The organism is Streptomyces sp. NPDC048504, assembly GCF_043200035.1.
Taxonomy (GTDB): domain Bacteria; phylum Actinomycetota; class Actinomycetes; order Streptomycetales; family Streptomycetaceae; genus Streptomyces.
The window spans coordinates 608185-625924 of sequence record NZ_JBICXA010000003.1; the positions used below are offsets into that span (position 1 = coordinate 608185).

Annotated in this window: 11 protein-coding genes and 1 pseudogene; 4 read left to right on the plus strand and 8 right to left on the minus strand. The window is 68.5% G+C overall.

Annotated features, from left to right (window positions below; genetic code table 11):
* Positions 1 to 64: 64 nt before the first annotated feature.
* A complete protein-coding gene (locus ACGFY9_RS10545) occupies positions 65 to 670 on the minus strand; it encodes a YdbC family protein (RefSeq protein WP_366493383.1) in 606 nt (201 codons plus the stop codon).
* Positions 671 to 825: 155 nt separating this feature from the next.
* Here ACGFY9_RS10545 and ACGFY9_RS10550 point away from each other — a divergent pair, with 155 nt between their 5' ends.
* Positions 826 to 1359, plus strand: coding sequence for a TerD family protein (locus tag ACGFY9_RS10550; RefSeq protein ID WP_366493384.1), 534 nt, complete (start codon positions 826 to 828; stop codon positions 1357 to 1359).
* 19 nt (positions 1360 to 1378) lie between these two features.
* On the opposite strand, the gene ACGFY9_RS10555 is transcribed toward ACGFY9_RS10550, so the two are convergent.
* The 3 genes from ACGFY9_RS10555 to nrdR form a co-directional block, all read right to left on the minus strand.
* Positions 1379 to 2074, minus strand: coding sequence for a DUF6215 domain-containing protein (locus ACGFY9_RS10555; protein WP_393753315.1), 696 nt, complete (start codon positions 2072 to 2074; stop codon positions 1379 to 1381).
* Between the two features lie 170 nt (positions 2075 to 2244).
* Positions 2245 to 5133, minus strand: a complete 2889-nt coding sequence (locus ACGFY9_RS10560) for a vitamin B12-dependent ribonucleotide reductase (protein ID WP_393753316.1) — start codon at positions 5131 to 5133, stop codon at positions 2245 to 2247.
* Positions 5134 to 5297: 164 nt separating this feature from the next.
* The gene (gene nrdR, locus ACGFY9_RS10565) at positions 5298 to 5849 is read right to left on the minus strand and encodes a transcriptional regulator NrdR (RefSeq protein WP_393753317.1); all 552 of its coding nucleotides are present in this window, start codon (positions 5847 to 5849) and stop codon (positions 5298 to 5300) included.
* Positions 5850 to 6414: 565 nt separating this feature from the next.
* On the opposite strand from nrdR, the gene lexA reads away from it, so the two are divergent.
* Complete coding sequence (gene lexA / locus ACGFY9_RS10570; RefSeq protein WP_359609982.1) at positions 6415 to 7194, plus strand: transcriptional repressor LexA; 780 nt, start codon at positions 6415 to 6417, stop codon at positions 7192 to 7194.
* A 155-nt stretch (positions 7195 to 7349) separates the two neighbouring features.
* On the opposite strand, the gene ACGFY9_RS10575 is transcribed toward lexA, so the two are convergent.
* The 3 genes from ACGFY9_RS10575 to ACGFY9_RS10585 all read right to left on the minus strand — a co-directional run bounded on the left by ACGFY9_RS10575 (position 7350) and on the right by ACGFY9_RS10585 (position 13026).
* Positions 7350 to 9332 carry an ATP-dependent DNA helicase gene (locus ACGFY9_RS10575; RefSeq protein ID WP_393753318.1) on the minus strand — a complete coding sequence of 661 codons (1983 nt, stop codon included), beginning with the start codon at positions 9330 to 9332 and terminating at the stop codon, positions 7350 to 7352.
* Between the two features lie 405 nt (positions 9333 to 9737).
* The gene (locus tag ACGFY9_RS10580; RefSeq protein WP_393753319.1) at positions 9738 to 10646 is read right to left on the minus strand and encodes a GNAT family N-acetyltransferase; all 909 of its coding nucleotides are present in this window, start codon (positions 10644 to 10646) and stop codon (positions 9738 to 9740) included.
* A 166-nt stretch (positions 10647 to 10812) separates the two neighbouring features.
* Positions 10813 to 13026 carry an IucA/IucC family protein gene (locus ACGFY9_RS10585; protein WP_393753320.1) on the minus strand — a complete coding sequence of 738 codons (2214 nt, stop codon included), beginning with the start codon at positions 13024 to 13026 and terminating at the stop codon, positions 10813 to 10815.
* Between the two features lie 518 nt (positions 13027 to 13544).
* On the opposite strand from ACGFY9_RS10585, the gene ACGFY9_RS10590 reads away from it, so the two are divergent.
* Entirely contained in the window at positions 13545 to 14774 is a 1230-nt protein-coding gene (locus ACGFY9_RS10590) for a trypsin-like serine peptidase (RefSeq protein ID WP_393753321.1), read from the plus strand.
* 94 nt (positions 14775 to 14868) lie between these two features.
* A pseudogene (locus tag ACGFY9_RS10595) lies at positions 14869 to 16062 on the plus strand (trypsin-like serine peptidase).
* Between the two features lie 84 nt (positions 16063 to 16146).
* Here the strand turns inward: ACGFY9_RS10595 and hflX are convergent.
* Positions 16147 to 17640: a GTPase HflX gene (gene hflX / locus ACGFY9_RS10600; protein ID WP_393753322.1), complete on the minus strand. Its 1494-nt coding sequence runs from the start codon at positions 17638 to 17640 to the stop codon at positions 16147 to 16149.
* Between the last annotated feature and the right edge of the window lie 100 nt (positions 17641 to 17740).

Sequence of the window (17740 nt, forward strand, 5' to 3'; positions counted from 1 at the left end):
CCCGATGGACCACATAGGGGCGCACGATTCACACAGTGGGACGCCGGTGACGTCAGTTCGGATTTCAAACCGTCCAGGACGGTTCCAGTTGGACGATGTCCCCCGTGAGGGAGTCGATGTCCGCCTCGATCTGGGCCCGCAGGGCGAGCCGTTCGACCCGTTCGGTGCGGTACTTGCCGTGCTCGGCGGCCGAGTGCCACATCGACAGCACCATGAACTCGTGCCCCGGGGCCTCGCCGAACAGCCCGCGGAGCATGCCGGGGGAACCGGCCATCGCCGGGTTCCAGACCTTCTCCTGCATCAGCGTGAAGTGCTCGGCGCGCTCCTCGTGGACACGGCACAGGGCCACCCGCACCAGGTCGGCGTCGGTGAAGCGAGGCTCGAAGCCGGTCTTCACGTCGAAGCGGTGGTCGAACAGCTTGACCTGCGCGTCCTTGAAGGTGCCCGCCTGGGCCGACGCCAGCCGGTCGTGGGATCGGGCCATGAAGGAGTCGTAGAAGGCACGGCTTTCCCAGAACGCGAAAATGTGTGCCACGCCTGGCCGCGCTCTGCTCCAGCCTCCCCCCTGTCCCCGAAATCCCGGCTCCCCCAGAAGCCCCGCCCACTTTCGCTGCCCGCGCTCGAAGCCGCGGCGGTCCACCACGGTGCAGCGAATCCACTTGACCAGCACCGCGCCATCGTAAGGCCACGGAGCGTGGCGCCGGTCACGCTCCGGCTGAGATCGTCGGCGCATGCGCCCCCGCGCGCGTGGCACGATGGACAACGAACGCTGATCGCCCAGTAGTTGGGGCGCGCGATCGAGGCGAACGGGGAAGGGGAACTGTGGTGAACGGCCTCAACAAGGGGATCCGCAAGGCCGAAGTCGGGCTCCAGTGGGATCCGAGTCCCACCGGGCAGCCGCCCGTCGATCTGGACATCGTCGCCACCACGTATGTGGCGGGCGATCTGTACGGCGCTCCCGCGTACGCGGTGCACTTCGACAGCCGCTCGCCCGACGGCACCATCTATCTCAACCGGGACAGCAAGGACGGCAAGGGCTTCGGCTGGGACGAGGTCATGACCCTGGAACTCGACCGACTGGCCGACCGGTACGCGCGCGTGGTGGTCGGTGTCGTCATCCAACAGCGGGTCGCCCACCGCACGTTCGTCAATGTCCTCAACCCGAAGCTGCGCATCCGCGAGGGGTACACCGTCCTCACCGAGGACGACTTCGGTGACGTCCTCGGCGCTACGGCGGCGACGGTCGGGGAGTTCGTCCGGGACGAGTCCGGAAGCTGGGACTTCCATCCCGGCATCCGGGGCTTCGAGGACGACCCCGCGACCTTCACCAGGACGATGGGCAGGGCACAGCAGCCCTGAGCCCATCGCGGACGGCGCGTCAGCCGGCGGTCCAGCCCGGGACCGTCGGCAGCACCTCCTCAGCGACGCGGAACAGCGCCTCGTCGTCGGGCGGCACGTCGTCCTGACGCCAGATGGATATCTCGAAGGAGTCGCCGCCGTCCTTCGCACTCGTGGAGACCAGTAGGCTGCGGGCGATACCCCCAGGGCCCGTACTGGCCTTGCCTCCGCCGAGGTTGAAGCTGATCGCGATGGTCCGGTCCGAGTAGAGGACGGCCGGGTGCCCCAGGACCATCTTCACCTCTGAGGTCGAGTCCACGTAACGAGCCGCCTCGGCGACGGGAATGTCGTCGTAGGACGCCGACAGCCGTACGGAATAGGTCGTCAGGTCCACGTCGGCCTCAGGGCTGGCGATCTTGGTGCCGCCCGCCAGCGTCATCCAGCCCGCACTGCCTCCGGCGGTCTCCGCGTGCTCGTCCGGGGTCCCCAGGAGCACCGGAAGGTCCGTGCGGTTCAGTGCCGTGCAGAGTTGCGCCGGCGAGACGTACTTCGCGGGCAGTGTCTTGTCCGTGCTCGCTGTACAGGTCGCCGGTTTTCCGGCCTGCTGCGACGTCTTCGGCAGGACTCCCCCGAGTCCCCACATTCCCCCTACGACACCCCCGACCACGACCACTGCCGCGATTGCCTGGGCCCCCGCCCTCATACCTTTTTCGGGCTCGACGGAATTGTCGACCATGCCCCCACCCTCCCCTGTGCGCACGCTATGCGCGTCGAGGGAGATTAACCGCTGATCGTTCCGCTGGGAAACCCGATTCGCCCTGGGCCGAGACATGCTGAGGGCGGTGAAGCCTTGATACCGGCTTCACCGCCCTGACCAGCTAGTTCACTTCAAGCAGGTGCCCTTGATCAGCTGCAGCCGCTGGTCGAACCGCACCCCTCGCAGATGTAGCAGGAACCGGCCCGCTGCATCTTCGTACCGCAGGAGAAGCAGAGCGGGGCGTCGGCCTGGATGCCCAGCTGCATCTCCACCAGCTCGGCGCTGGTGTGCGCCTGCTGCGGAGCGGGCTTGGCTGCCTCGACCACGGCCTTCGGCGTGGCCACGGCCTTCAGCTCCTGGGCGCGCGGCGCCGACTGGGCCAGGCCTTCGACGTCGACCTCGTCCTCGGTCGGCTCGTACGAACCGGTCTCCAGGTGACGCTGGCGCTCCTCGGCGGAGTGGATGCCGAGCGCGGAGCGCGTCTCGAAGGGCAGGAAGTCGAGCGCCAGGCGACGGAAGATGTAGTCGACGATCGACTGCGCCATCCGCACGTCCGGGTCGTCCGTCATACCGGCCGGCTCGAAGCGCATGTTCGTGAACTTGGAGACGTACGTCTCCAGGGGCACGCCGTACTGCAGGCCCACGGAGACGGCGATCGAGAAGGCGTCCATCATGCCCGCGAGGGTCGAGCCCTGCTTCGACATCTTCAGGAAGACCTCGCCGAGACCGTCGTCCGGGTAGGAGTTGGCGGTCATGTAGCCCTCGGCGCCGCCGACCGTGAAGGAGGTCGTGATGCCCGGGCGGCCCTTGGGGAGACGCTTGCGGACGGGGCGGTACTCGACGACCTTCTCGACCGCGGTGCGGATGGTCTCCTCGGCCTTGGCTGTGACCTCGACCTTCTCCTTGGTCTTGGCGGAGAGGGGCTGGCCGACCTTGCAGTTGTCGCGGTAGATCGCGAGCGCCTTGACGCCCAGCTTCCATGCCTCGAAGTAGACCTCTTCGACGTCCTCGACGGTCGCCGTCTCCGGCAGGTTGACCGTCTTGGAGAGCGCGCCGGAGATCCAGGGCTGGATTGCGGCCATCATGCGGACGTGGCCCATCGCGGAGATGGAGCGCTCGCCCATGGCGCAGTCGAACACCTCGTAGTGCTCCTGCTTGAGGCCAGGGGCGTCGATCACATTGCCGTTGTCGGCGATGTGGGCGACGATCGCCTCGATCTGCTCCTCCTGGTAGCCCATGCGGCGCAGGGCCTGCGGAACGGTGCCGTTGACGATCTGCATCGAGCCGCCGCCGACCAGCTTCTTGAACTTGACCAGGGCGAGGTCGGGCTCAAGTCCGGTGGTGTCGCAGGACATCGCGAGGCCGATGGTGCCGGTCGGGGCGATGACGGACGCCTGCGAGTTACGGAAACCGTTCTTCTCACCGAGGCGCAGTACGTCCTGCCAGGACTCCGTGGCAGCGGCCCAGATGGGCGTGTCCAGGTCGTCCGCGCGCGGGGCGACGGCGTTGGCGTCGGCGTGCTGCTTCATGACGCGCAGGTGCGGCTGCTCGTTGCGGGCGTAGCCGTCGTACGGGCCGACGACCGCGGCGAGTTCTGCGGAACGCTTGTACGACGTGCCGGTCATCAGGGAGGTGATGGCGCCGGCGAGGGCACGGCCGCCGTCGGAGTCGTACGCGTGGCCAGTCGCCATCAGCAGGGCGCCGAGGTTGGCGTAGCCGATGCCGAGCTGGCGGAACGCGCGGGTGTTCTCGCCGATCTTCTGGGTCGGGAAGTCCGCGAAGCAGATGGAGATGTCCATCGCGGTGATGACGAGTTCGACGATCTTGGCGAAGCGCTCGACCTCAAAGGACTGGTTGCCCTTGCCGTCGTCCTTGAGGAACTTCATCAGGTTCAGCGAGGCGAGGTTGCAGGACGTGTTGTCCAGGTGCATGTACTCGCTGCACGGGTTCGAGCCGTTGATACGGCCGGACTCCGGGCACGTGTGCCACTGGTTGATGGTGTTGTCGTACTGGATGCCCGGGTCGGCGCAGGCCCAGGCGGCCTCGGCCATCTTGCGGAAGAGCTGCTTGGCGTCGACCTCCTCGATGACCTCGCCGGTCATGCGGGACGTCAGGCCGAACTTGTCGCCGTTCTCCACGGCCTTCATGAACGTGTCGTTCACACGGACCGAGTTGTTGGCGTTCTGGTACTGGACCGACGTGATGTCGTCGCCGCCCAGGTCCATGTCGAAGCCCGCGTCACGGAGGGCTCGGATCTTCTCTTCTTCCTTGACCTTGGTCTGGATGAAGTCCTCGATGTCGGGGTGGTCGACGTCCAGGATTACCATCTTGGCCGCGCGGCGGGTGGCGCCACCGGACTTGATGGTTCCCGCGGAGGCGTCGGCGCCGCGCATGAAGGAGACCGGTCCCGAGGCGTTGCCCCCGGAGGAGAGCAGTTCCTTGGAGGAGCGGATGCGGGACAGGTTCAGGCCGGCGCCGGAGCCGCCCTTGAAGATCATGCCCTCTTCCTTGTACCAGTCGAGGATGGACTCCATGGAGTCGTCGACGGCCAGGATGAAGCAGGCCGAGACCTGCTGGGGCTGCGGGGTGCCCACGTTGAACCACACGGGGCTGTTGAAGCTGAAGACCTGGTGCAGGAGGGCGTACGCCAGCTCGTGCTCGAAGATCTCGGCGTCGGCGGGCGAGGCGAAGTACTTGTGGTCCTCGCCGGCCTTCCGATAGGTCTTCACGATGCGGTCGATGAGCTGCTTGAGGCTCACCTCGCGCTGGGGGGTGCCTACGGCACCGCGGAAGTACTTGCTGGTGACGATGTTGACCGCGTTCACCGCCCACTCGGCGGGGAACTCGACGCCACGCTGCTCGAAATTGACCGAGCCGTCGCGCCAGTTGGTCATGACGACGTCACGGCGCTCCCACTCCACCTCGTCGTACGGGTGCACGCCGGGGGTGGTGTGAATACGCTCGATGCGCAGTCCCTTGGTGGCCTTGGTGCCCTTCGCGCGGGAACCTCGTGCCGGACCGCTCGCCGTCTCTGTCATGCCGCCTCCCTCTACAGGCAAAAACGCCCGAAAATGCCACGTTGTTCCCGTGGCAGAGTGTTTGTCTGATGCCGCGGGCGCCCACAGCTCATGGCCCCGCAACAAGTCCTGGTTCGCCGCCGCGCGGCCGGACCCGGGGTCTCCGCCCGGTTCCGGCCCGTCGGTCAGTCGGCGGAGTGGGCGGGCACGGGGACCTGAACAGTCCCTCCGGTCCCGCCGTCGTCTTCCTGGCTCCCCGCTACCGCGTCTTCGTCGTCCGCGGCGGGGCCTGGGGTCACTTCGCGCAGTTCCACGATCGCGGCCTCGAAGTCCTCAAGCGAGTTGAACGCCCGGTAGACGGAGGCGAATCGCAGATAGGCGACGAGGTCGAGTTCCTGCAACGGGCCGAGTATGGCCAGCCCGACGTCATGGGTGGTCAGTTCGGCGCTTCCGGTGGCCCGCACCGCCTCCTCGACCCGCTGGCCGAGCTGGGCGAGTGCGTCCTCGGTGACAGGCCGTCCCTGGCATGCCTTGCGCACACCGTTGATGACCTTGGTACGACTGAAAGGCTCGGTGACTCCGGACCGCTTGACCACCATGAGCGAGCACGTCTCCACGGTCGTGAAACGACGGGAGCAGTCAGGGCACTGGCGGCGCCGGCGGATCGACGTTCCGTCGTCGGTCGTACGGCTGTCGACGACACGGCTGTCGGGGTGCCTGCAGAAGGGGCAGTGCATGGTCTCCAACCCTCCCTCGCAGCAGACTCAATAGCCTCGTGAGACCCCTTGGGCCTCTCGAAGCAGCCCCAAGCATAGGCGATGACCGAGACGTTGAAGACCCGGGGGACCACAACTTCTGGGCTGCTGCCGCAATCCAACCACTAGATGTGGTGATTGGCTCACACAAACACGCCGTACGCGCGTGTCGCGCCCGTATTGGCATGTGCCATACGACCGTCCCGTCACCCCGAACACGCTGGCGCACAGCCGTACCGCCAGGCCACTTACGGAGATACCGTGAGCGCGGCACGGAGGAGGCGTGGGGCTCCCGCACAGAACGGGACCGGCCCCCGACTGCCGGGACACCGGGTGGCAGACTGAGGCGACAACCCACGAGGTCACCACCACGGCGGCGAAAAGTACAACAATGAGCTCTTTCGTCCGCCAGGTGCCGCGTTAGCCATACACCCAGACGCATGATCGCGACAGGCTATCTGCACTTTTTCACTCGAACGTGTGTTTGGCGCAACCTTTCGAAAGCAACTACCGTTGTCCAGCAGGGAGACCATCGAGAGGGGCCGACGTGACCACCACCGCAGACAGTGCCACCATCACTGCCCAGGATCGCTCCCAGGGCCGACTCGAGCCGGTGCATGCAATGAACGAAGCCGCGAATCCCGAGGGACACAAGCGCTCCCTGCCGGGCCGACCTCCCGGCATCCGGGCGGACAGCTCAGGGCTCACGGACCGGCAGCGCCGGGTGATCGAGGTCATCAGGGACTCGGTGCAGCGACGGGGCTACCCGCCGTCGATGCGCGAGATCGGCCAGGCCGTGGGCCTGTCCAGCACGTCCTCGGTCGCACACCAGCTGATGGCACTGGAGCGCAAGGGCTTCCTGCGCCGCGACCCGCACCGCCCGCGCGCGTACGAGGTCCGCGGCAGCGACCAGTCCTCGTCGGTGCAGCCCACGGACACCGCGGGCAAACCCGCCGCGTCGTACGTCCCCTTGGTGGGCCGGATCGCCGCGGGTGGCCCGATCCTCGCCGAGGAGTCGGTCGAGGACGTCTTCCCCCTCCCCCGCCAACTGGTCGGTGACGGTGAGCTGTTCGTCCTCAAGGTCGTCGGTGACTCGATGATCGAGGCCGCGATCTGCGACGGCGACTGGGTCACCGTGCGCCGCCAGCCGGTCGCCGAGAACGGTGACATCGTGGCCGCCATGCTGGAGGGCGAGGCCACCGTCAAGCGCTTCAAGCGCGAGGACGGCCACGTCTGGCTCCTCCCGCACAACTCGGCCTACGAGCCGATCGCTGGCGACGACGCGACGATCCTCGGCAAGGTGGTGGCAGTGCTGCGGCGCGTGTGACGGCTGCGGCGGGCGGGCCTCATCGGCCCGGCCCCCTGACCGGACCCCGGGACCCCTGCGCCGGTTCCGGGGTCCTGTGCTGTCCGGGCCCCGGTGGCGGCCGGTCGTCGATTCAGTGCCGGTCGGAAGCGCCCGGGCCAACACCGCCGCCCGGATCACTCCGCTTCGGCTTCCTCCTGCTTCGCCTTCGCGTCGATCGCGGCCAGCGACCTCCGGGCCTGGTTACGGTCCGTGGTGTACCAGAAGTCGGGCAGTGACGCCTTGAGATAGCTGCCGTAGCGGGCGGTTGCGAGCCGCTGGTCAAGGACGGCGACCACGCCTCGGTCCCCCGACGCGCGGACAAGGCGGCCGGCCCCCTGGGCCATGAGGAGCGCCGCGTGTGTGGCGGCCACCGCCATGAAGCCGTTGCCCCCGGCGTCCTCGACTGCCTTCTGGCGGGCGCTCATCAGCGGGTCGTCCGGGCGCGGGAACGGGATCTTGTCCATGACGACGAGCTGGCAGCTGGCTCCGGGGACGTCGACGCCCTGCCAGAGCGACAGCGTGCCGAAGAGACAGGTCTTCGGGTCGGCCGCGAAGTTCTTGATCAGCTCGCCGAGCGTCTCCTCGCCCTGGAGCAGGATCGGGTACTCGGGGATGCGGGAGCGCAGCTCCTCGGCGGCGAGTTGGGCGCCCCGCATCGAGGAGAAGAGGCCCAGGGTGCGACCGCCGGCCGCCTGGATCAACTCCGTCAACTCGTCCAGCATGTCGGCGCGATCGCCGTCCCGCGCGGGGCGCGCCAGGTGTTTGGCGACGTACAGGATGCCCTGCTTCGGGTAGTCGAAGGGCGAGCCCACGTCGACGCCCTTCCACTGCGGCAGCTCGTCGCCCGCGGTGCCCTCGGGGGCGAGGCCCAGGGAGGCGCCTACCCCGTTGAAGTCGCCGCCGAGCTTCAGCGTCGCGGAGGTCAGGGTCACCGAGCGGTCCGTGAAGAGCTTCTCCCTCAGGAGGCCCGACACGGACATGGGAGCGACGCGCAGGGAGGCACCGAAGCGGTCGTGGCGTTCGTACCAGACGACGTCCCACTCGGAGCCGTTGGTGATCCGCTCCGACACGTCGTGTACGGCCTCTACGGAGGCCAGCGCCTGCTTGCGAACCGCGTCCTCGTCCTGCACGGACTTGTCGCGGGTGGCGCCGATCGCGGAGATCACCGTGCGGCAGGCGTCGCGCAGCGCCATGAGGGCGTAACCGAGGTCCTCCGGGATCTCCTCCAGGCGGCCCGGCAGGGCGAGCTCCATCAGCCGCTCGAAGCCCTCAGCGGCGGTCTGGAGCTGGTCGGCGGCCTTCTCGTTGACCAGCTTCGCGGCCCGGCGCACCGCACGGTTGACCTGCCCCGGGGTGAGCTCGCCGGTGGCAACTCCGGTGACCCGGGAGACCAGTTCATGCGCTTCGTCGACGATCAGCACTTCGTGCTGCGGGAGAACGGGGGCGCCTTCAATGGCGTCGATCGCGAGCAGTGCGTGGTTCGTGACGACGACGTCGGCGAGCTTGGCCCGCTCGCGGGCCGCCTCTGCGAAACACTCCGCCCCGTAAGCGCACTTCTGGGCACCCAGGCACTCCCGGGAGGACACGGAGATCTGTGCCCACGCGCGGTCGGAGACTCCGGGTGTGAGGTCGTCACGATCACCGGTCTCCGTCTCGTCGGTCCAGTCGCGCAGCCGCAGCAGGTCCTGACCGAGCTTGCTGGTGGGCGCCGCCGCCTCGAACTGGTCGAAGAGGCCCTCCTCCTCGTCCTGCGGCATGCCCTCGTGGAGCCGGTGCAGGCACAGGTAGTTCGACCGGCCCTTGAGCATCGCGTACTGGGGGCGGCGGCGCAGCAGCGGATGCAGCGCGTCTACCGTGCGCGGCAGGTCGCGCTCCACGAGCTGGCGCTGGAGCGCGAGGGTGGCGGTCGCTACGACCACACGCTCCCCGTGCGCGAGCGCGGGCACGAGGTAGCCGAGCGACTTTCCGGTGCCGGTGCCGGCCTGGACCAGCAGATGGGAGCCGTCGTCGATCGCCTCCGCGACGGCTTCGGCCATGGTCACCTGGCCTGGGCGCTCCGAACCGCCGACGGCAGTGACGGCAGCATGCAGGAGTTCGGGGAGTGAGGGCTTCGTCATAGCGCGACCAGCCTACGGGGCGGGACTGACAGCCGGGCGATCAAGTCGGAGGGACGGGGTGGATCTAGACCGGGGAGCGTTTGGGTGGGTGTGGGTTCTGTTCGGATGGGGATCGGGTCGGTTCGGGTCGGGGCAGGTGGCGATCGATTCGGGGCGGAGGGGATTGGGGCGGGGGCGGACCGGGTGCGGGTTGGGGCTGGTTCGGTTCGAGGTGGGCTCGGGTTGTTCGGTGGTCCTGTCGATTCGAGGTGGGTTCGGGCGGTGAGTGCGGGCGGTGTGGTCGGGCGGTGAGTGCAGTCGCTGGGGTCGGGCGGTCGAGGCGTGGGGGTCGGAATCCGATTCGAAGGAGTGGGAACCGGATCCGGTCGAGCGGTGTACCAAAAGTGATGGCGCAACCACGTGGCGCTACAGCAGATCACGCAAGGAACGGTCTCGGACCATGAGGGCGGCCCGCTTGCCGGGCAGGTCGACCTCGGCGGAGAACCGGAAACCGGCGCCCAGAAAGGCGGCTACGGAAGGGGTGTTGCGAATGTCGGGTTCCGCGACGATGCGAGCGCAGGCGGACCGCTTGTCGAGTACGAGGTCGGCGACGGCCCGGAGGAGGGTGACGCCCAGTCCTCGTCCTCGGTCGGTGACGTTGCCGATAAGGAGGTGGATGCCGGTGTCGTGCGGTCGGGCCGGGTAATGGCGTGCCAGTGGGTCGAGGTCCGCCCGGTAGATCTCCCAGTAGCTCACCGGGGTGCCGTCCAGCACGCCGAGACAGGGAACGCTGCGTCCGTCACCGGCGAGTTGGGCGTGCAGGTGGTCCTCGGTCAGCGCCTGAGGGCCGGCCAGTTCCCAGAACTCCGCGACAGCAGGGTCGTTCATCCAGCGAGTGATCAGCGGAAGGTCGCGTTCGATGTGGACGGGGAGGAGGTGGAAGACGCCTGCGGGGGTGTGGGTCGGGCCCCAGTCGGCGACGCGGTCGAGGAGGTCGTCGCTGGGCGGGACATAGGAGTTGGGCGAGAAACCGGAGTTAGGTCGGGCGTCTACGTCGTCCGGGACAGCGGTGTCGGGCTGGACGGCGGGGTTGGGCTGGGCCGCGCCTTCCGTGCCCTCTGGCGGGTTCCGTAGCCCGATGGCGTGGGCTACCGCTCCGTGGGCTGCCGGGTCGACTGTCTCTACCTCGGCGCAGAGCGCGATGAATTCTTCGGGCAGGCGGAGGTCGAGGGTGTCCTCGCCGTCCGTGCCTGAACTCTGGCTCGCAGTCGCGCTGGTGCCTAGGTCTGTGCCGGGGACAGTAACAGTGTCGGCGCGTGCATCGGTGGGAGGCACCGTGGCGCTCCTCTCAGGAGATGGGGTGGGTCATGTTCCTCAGGGGCGAAGGGAGTTGGCGGGGGTCGGGGGTTGATTGGTAGTGGTCGGGATCGAAGGGGGTTGGTGCCGGTCGAAGTCGGAATAAGCTGGTGGCATTCGCAACCGGTGACGGTGGTGGTGATGGTCAGGAACGAAGGGGGTTCGCGATGGTGACATAGACGGACTGGGTGTCGACCGGACCGATGAGTTCGTCGAGGCCGTGCAGCCGGGTCAGCAGGTTGGCCTTGCAGCGCAGGACGGGTGAGTCGAGCAGGCGGGCCGGCAAGGAGGTGCGCAGCCGGGTGGGACCGGAAGCCACGTCTCCGAGGAAGTGGCGGAAGGCGGAGAGCAACAGCCTCTCGTCGGCGAGACGTTGCGAACCGAACGCTCCGATGAGACCGAGCACGTTGTTGATCGCGAGGTAGTACGCGAAGCGTTCGTCGGTGACCTCGTCGGACACGAAGGTGTCGCTGTGTTCGCCGATGCCGGGCAGCCTGGCGTCGAGCTCCGCGCGCCGGGATGCGCGGAAGTAGTAGCCCTGGTTGTCGCGGTAACGGCCGCCCACAGGCCAACCTTCGCCGTTCAGCAGAAGCAGCGTGTTCTGCTGGTGCGCCTCCAGGGCGATCCCCGCCTCGCTGTCCAGCCACAGCACGGGACGGACGACCTGCTCCAGGTAGCGCAGGAACCACTCGGCGGCGACTGCTCCACGCGACCGGCCGGTCCGCGCGGCGAGGCCCGTGACGACCTCGGCCAGGCGGGACCGCAACAGCGGTGCGCCGGACACGGTGTGGCTGGCGTGGCTGGCGTGGCTGGCGTGCAAGGTACTCGCCGGTCCGCCATCGGGGGCGTCCTGCCCGGCGTACGGCCGGAGTGAGACGAGCCCGGCGATACAGGCCACGTCGTCGGACGCGCTGAACGGGTTGTGCCGGATCACCACGTCGATTCCGGCCAAGGGCACACGGGCATCGCGCTCGCCATGGCCGGCTCGATCAGCACCGCACTCACCTACGCCACGCTCCCCCGAGTCGGCGCCGCACTCACCCAACGCGTCAACGGCCAGCCAGGCCGGATCGCGAACGATGTCGAAGCCAGGGTGGGCGGCATGCCACTGCTGGGACAGGCCGGTGCGCAGCAGGCGGTGTACCTCGACGCCTCGGTGGAGTTCCTTGCGGAGGTTCTCACGGCGGGAGTTGGTGATGCGGAGGCCCAGGGACAGCTTGAGCATGGCGGGGGCACCGGATTGGTGGACGGTTCGTACGGAGGAGGTGGGGTGCCACGGGGCGCCATGCGTGCCGAGGTCCTGGATCAGGCCGGCGTCGCGCAAGGCAGCGATATCGGCTCGGTGTTGGATCTCGCGCCACTGCCACGGGTGAAGAGGAAGAGCGGCATGGCCCTCGGGCAACGGCAGTTCGGAGCCGGCGAGTCGGGCCGTGAGGTGGGCGGCGGGGACAGGCCGGCCGCGTTCGGTCCAGGCCGAGTCGGTGGCGAGTACGGAAGGGGCGACAGCCAACCAGCGCAGTGGGAAGGAGCCACGCAACTCCGGTGAGTACAGGCGGGCTTCGGTCTCGGAGAGACCCTCGCGGCTCTTCGGGGTCGGGTGCAACGGGTGGCCGAGCAGGAGGGCCTGTTCGGCGGAGAGGAAGAGATCGGGACCATCGGTCGGATGTGCACGACGGTCGGTGATGAAGGTGACGGTACGGCGGACGGAGTCAGCTACACGGACCACCAGGTCAGTCACGGTTTCGGGTGCAGTGGCGGGCGCAGTGGCGGGTGCTCTTGTCGCTGCCACTGTCACCGCCTCGTCAACAACCGAGGTGGCGCTGGGAAATACCGATACGTCGGCGCCCCCGGCAACACGACCGCGCCCCTGCGACACCACTCCCGCGGAAGCAGCGGTCGCCCTATCAGCATCAGTTACCGAGGCGCCGTCGCGCACCACCGTCTCCCTTGCGAGCAACGCCGCGACCGTCACCGCGTCGGCGGGTGGTGCGCCGTGGGGAGCGTCGGACAGGTACGGAAGACCGAAGCGGTGCCAGCCCGTCGGGGACCAGTAGTGGACCTGGGCGTGCAGGGCCGTGCCGCTGGCTGGGAGGGGAATGTGGAGGGTGCCGTTGGTGGGGGCGGGGAGGTTCGTCTCGCGGACCCAGCAGCGCAGGAGATTCTCGACGGCTGCGGCCTGGGCGGCGGTGTGGGGGTCGGGGTGCTCCAGGAGGTCGGCGGTTGTGCTGCGCGGCTGACCTGCTTCCGGGCTCCGGGGCTGCTGCCGGGGAACGGACTCGGCCGACGCCGACGCCAGGGTCTGCGTGTGTCGAGGGCTCGCCTCGTGGGAGTGGCCGTCAGTGGTGGGCGTGGGATTCAAGACTGTTCCTCGGGAGGTGTTTCGGAGTGGGAGTCGCGTGGGGTCAAGTCCCGGTGTTCTGGCGGGCGTTGATCTTGGATGCTCTACAACTGGTGCTGCAGATCAGCGGAGCTGGTGTCCGATGGCGCTCAGCCCTCCGGAGCAATCACCTCGACGCGCCGGCGGCGACCGGTCGGCGTACCGGTGCGGGCCAGTCGATACACCGGTGCACTTCCGCACGACGCTCTCGTACCGCCCGCCCACCGACCGACGTTCCAAGGCCGCCCTCCCGCCCCACCGCAGACACACCGCCAAGCCCGCCCGCACAAGCGCAGGGCACCGCGCGTCGACAACAGGCCCCCGCGCTACCAACCCCGCACCGCCCACGGAGTTACGGGTTGCCCCAAGATCCTTGCCGTGACGGAACCGTTGCCGTCCCGTGGGAAGTCCCCCACAGCGAGCGCATAGTGTGTGGTGCCGTTCCGGCTGAGAACACAGCTGGAAGCGCAACATCCGTTCACCCAGGGGGAGTCAAGACCATGCGATCGATACGGCCGTCCTTCACCGCCCGTCGTGGGAGGGGCGCGCGTCGCGGAACCTCCCCCGTGCTGGCCGCAGTTGCCCTCGCCTCGGCGCTCGCGCTCACCGCGACCGCGTGCGGTTCCAGTGACACGAAGGCCGATGGCAAGTCCACCGCGTCCGCCACCAGCGGTGACACCGGTGACGGCAAGATCAAGATCCCGGACGACATCAGGGACAAGCTCAAAGAGCACGGGATCGACATTGACAAGTGGAAGAACGGCGCCTGGAAGAACTGGAACAGGGACGACTGGCTGCGCGAGGCCGACGACTACATCAACCCGATCATCAAGGGGCTGTGGAGTTCCGGCCGGATGCGCGACGCCAACGACCCGGACACGGGCGTCGACACCAACGACATCTCCGGCGACCAGGGCGTGACCGACCCAACGCCCGCAGTGGTGAACGCGAAGGCCGTGTCACCCACGTACCACGCCAACGCGGCGACGGCGGGCAAGGTGTTCTTCGACTCCCCCGAGGGCACGATGGTCTGCTCGGCGACGGTCGTGGAGGACCCGGCGCACCCGGGCAAGTCCAACCTGGTGTGGACGGCGGGCCATTGCGTGCACGCCGGCAAGAAGGGCGGCTGGTACCGCAACATCGCGTTCGTGCCGTCGTACAACAACGCGGGTATGAAGACAGCCCAGTTGGAGACCGCGAGCCGGGATCAGGTCGCTCCGTACGGTGTCTGGTGGGGTGACTGGGCGCAGACCTCGCAGCAGTGGATCGACCAGGGCGGCGAGACGGGCGGGCAGGGTTCGTCGTACGACTACGCCGTGATCCATGTGACGCCCGAGAGGGGCAATGGGGGCAAGTCCCTTGAGGAGACGGTTGGTTCGGCGCTGCCGGTGAACTTCAGCGCGCCGGCCGTGCCGAAGGTGTCCAGCATCACGGCGACCGGCTACCCCGAGGCGAAGCCGTACGACGGTTCGACGCTGTACCAGTGCACGGACAAGCCGGGGCGGCTGTCGATCAACGCCTCGGACCCGACGATGTACCGCATCGGCTGCAGCATGACCGGCGGTTCGTCCGGTGGCGGCTGGGTCGAAACGGGCTCCGACGGCAAGCCGTCGCTGGTGTCCAACACCTCGATCGGGCCGGTGACTTCGGGCTGGCTGGCGGGTCCGCGGCTGGGTGACGTGGCCAAGGGTGTGTACGACTCGGTCAGCAAGAAGTTCGCCGGCCAGTAGGCGCGGCGGCAGGCTCAGTCGGGGAACAGGCGCCGGCGGGGTGTCTCACAGAAACCTCACCGCCTCACCGGCGTTCATCCCCAACTCCCCCGGCATAGTGGGGTGTCGCGGAACGACCGGCAGTACACGGTCAGTAGTGCCTGGCGCCGCTCTCATCGCGGCCCTGGCAGTCACCGTGACCGCCTGCAACGGCGACGACTCCGCGAGCGACAAGCCAGCCGCCACCGCCACTCAGGCCTCTGGCCTCCGGCCAGGACAAGGTCCGGATTCCGTCGTCCGTCGCCGACAAGCTCAAGGCGCATGGCGTCGACGTGGACACGTGGGCGGACGGCGGCTGGAAGAATTGGGACAAGGACAAGTGGCTCAGTGAGGCCAAGGACTTCGTCAACCCGGTGTTCAAGGGGCTGTAGAAGCCCGAGCGGATGAAGTCCGCCGTGGAGGCCGACAAGGCGGTCTCCACGAAGGACGCCGCCGCCGACCAGGGCGTGCGCGACCCTGAGCCGGCGCCCGTCGAGGCCGCCGCCGAGAAGGCGCCGTACCACCAGAACGCGGCCCCGGTCGGGAAGGTCTTCTTCGACTCCCCCGACGGCCCGATGGTCTGCTCCGGCGCAGTCGTCAAGGACGTCAGCCGCCCCGGCAAGTCCAACCTCGTGTGGACAGCGGGCCATTGCGTCCACGCGGGCAAGGACGGCGGCTGGTACCGCAACATCGGGTGCGCGCCCTCGTACAACGACCTCGGTGAGTCCGCCTCGCAGCTGAGCAACGCCTCGGCGTCCGAGATCGCTCCCTACGGCCAGTGGTGGGCGGACTGGGCCTCGACCTCGGACCAGTGGATCCAGGGCGGTTCGGAGACGGGCGGCGCGGGAGCCGCGTACGACTACGCCGTCTTCCATGTGAAGCCGCAGTCCGGTTCCAAGTCCCTTGAGGGGACGGTCGGCGCCGCGCTCGACGTCGACTTCTCGGCGCCCTCCGCGACCGAGGTCGGCTCGATGGGTGCCTGGGGCTACCCGGCCGCGCCGCCGTACAGCGGTCTGAAGATGTTCAAGTGCCTCGACCGGCCCGGCCGTTTGTCGCTGAGCACGGCCCTGCCGACCATGTACCGCCTCGGCTGCACGATGACCGGCGGTTCGTCCGGTGGCGGCTGGTTCCGCGTGGTGGACGGCAGGACGGAGCTGGTCTCCAACACCTCGATCGGCCCGTCCGACAACAGTGGCTCGCGGGCCCCCAACTGGGCGCCACTGCCGAGTCGCTCTACGAGAACATGAGCAGGACGTACGGCGGCCAGTGACTCGCACGCACGCGTGCATGCCGAAGGCCCGCCCCCGGGAAAGGATTTGGGGGCGGGCCTTCGGACTTGGCGTGCTACGGCCCGTCAGGCCAGCGGTGCCGGGGCGTACGGCGCGAGTTCCGCCGCCAGTTCCTCGTGCACCCGTACCTTGAGCTGGGTGCCCTCCGGGGTGTGCTCCTCGGAGATCACCTCGCCCTCGGAGTGGGCGCGGGCAACCAGCTTGCCGTGGGTGTACGGCACGAGCGCCTCGATCTCGACCGAGGGGCGCGGCAGTTCGCTGTCGATGAGCGCGAGCAGCTCGGCCATGCCCTGGCCGGTGCGGGCCGAGACCGCGATGGAGCGCTTCTCGTTCCGCATCAGCCGCTGGAGCGTCAGCGGGTCGGCCGCGTCGGCCTTGTTGATGATGACGATCTCGGGCACCTTGGTGGCGCCGACATCCCGGATCACCTCGCGTACGGCGGCCAGCTGCTCCTCCGGGACCGGGTGCGAACCGTCCACCACGTGGAGGATCAGGTCGGCGTCGCCGACCTCCTCCATCGTGGAGCGGAAGGCCTCGACCAGGTGGTGCGGCAGGTGCCGGACGAATCCGACGGTGTCGACCAGCGTGTACAGCCGTCCGCCCGGGGTCTCGGCCCGGCGGACGGTCGGGTCGAGGGTCGCGAACAGCGCGTTCTCGACCAGCACGCCCGCGCCCGTGAGGCGGTTGAGCAGGGACGACTTTCCGGCGTTGGTGTAACCGGCGATCGCGACCGAGGGCACCTTGTGGCGCCGGCGCTCCTGGCGCTTGATGTCGCGGCCCGTCTTCATGTCCGCGATCTCCCGGCGCATCTTCGCCATCTTCTCGCGGATACGACGCCGGTCCGTCTCGATCTTGGTCTCACCGGGACCACGGGTGGCGAGGCCGCCGCCCGAGCCGCCGCCCATCTGACGGGACAGCGACTGACCCCAGCCGCGGAGCCTCGGCAGCATGTACTGCATCTGCGCGAGCGCGACCTGTGCCTTGCCCTCCCGGGACTTGGCGTGCTGGGCGAAGATGTCGAGGATCAGGGCCGTACGGTCGATGACCTTGACCTTGACGACGTCTTCGAGGTGGATCAGCTGGCCCGGGCTGAGCTCACCGTCGCAGATGACGGTGTCGGCGCCGGTCTCCAGGACGATGTCCCGCAGTTCGTTGGCCTTGCCCGAACCGATGTAGGTGGCCGCGTCCGGCTTGTCGCGGCGCTGGACGACACCGTCGAGGACGAGCGCGCCCGCGGTCTCCGCGAGGGCGGCCAGCTCGGCGAGCGAGTTGTCCGCGTCCTGGACCGTGCCCGTGGTCCAGACGCCGACGAGTACGACGCGCTCCAGGCGGAGCTGTCGGTACTCGACCTCGGTGACGTCCTCGAGTTCGGTGGAGAGGCCGGCGACGCGGCGCAGGGCCGCGCGCTCGGAGCGGTCGAACTGGTCGCCGTCCCGCTCTCCGTCGATCTCGTGGCTCCAGGCGACGTCCTCTTCCATCAGGGCATCGGCCCGAAGACCTTCGGGGTAGGCGTGCGCGAAGCGCTCAGTGTCCTGGGAAGGGGAAGAAGAGGAGGTCATTGGGTCCTTACGTCGATGGGAGTCCTGCAAAGGTCATAACGTGCGAGCGTCTCCGGAGATTCCCGGTGGCTGCCGGGTGTGTCCCCGGTGACCCGCGCCG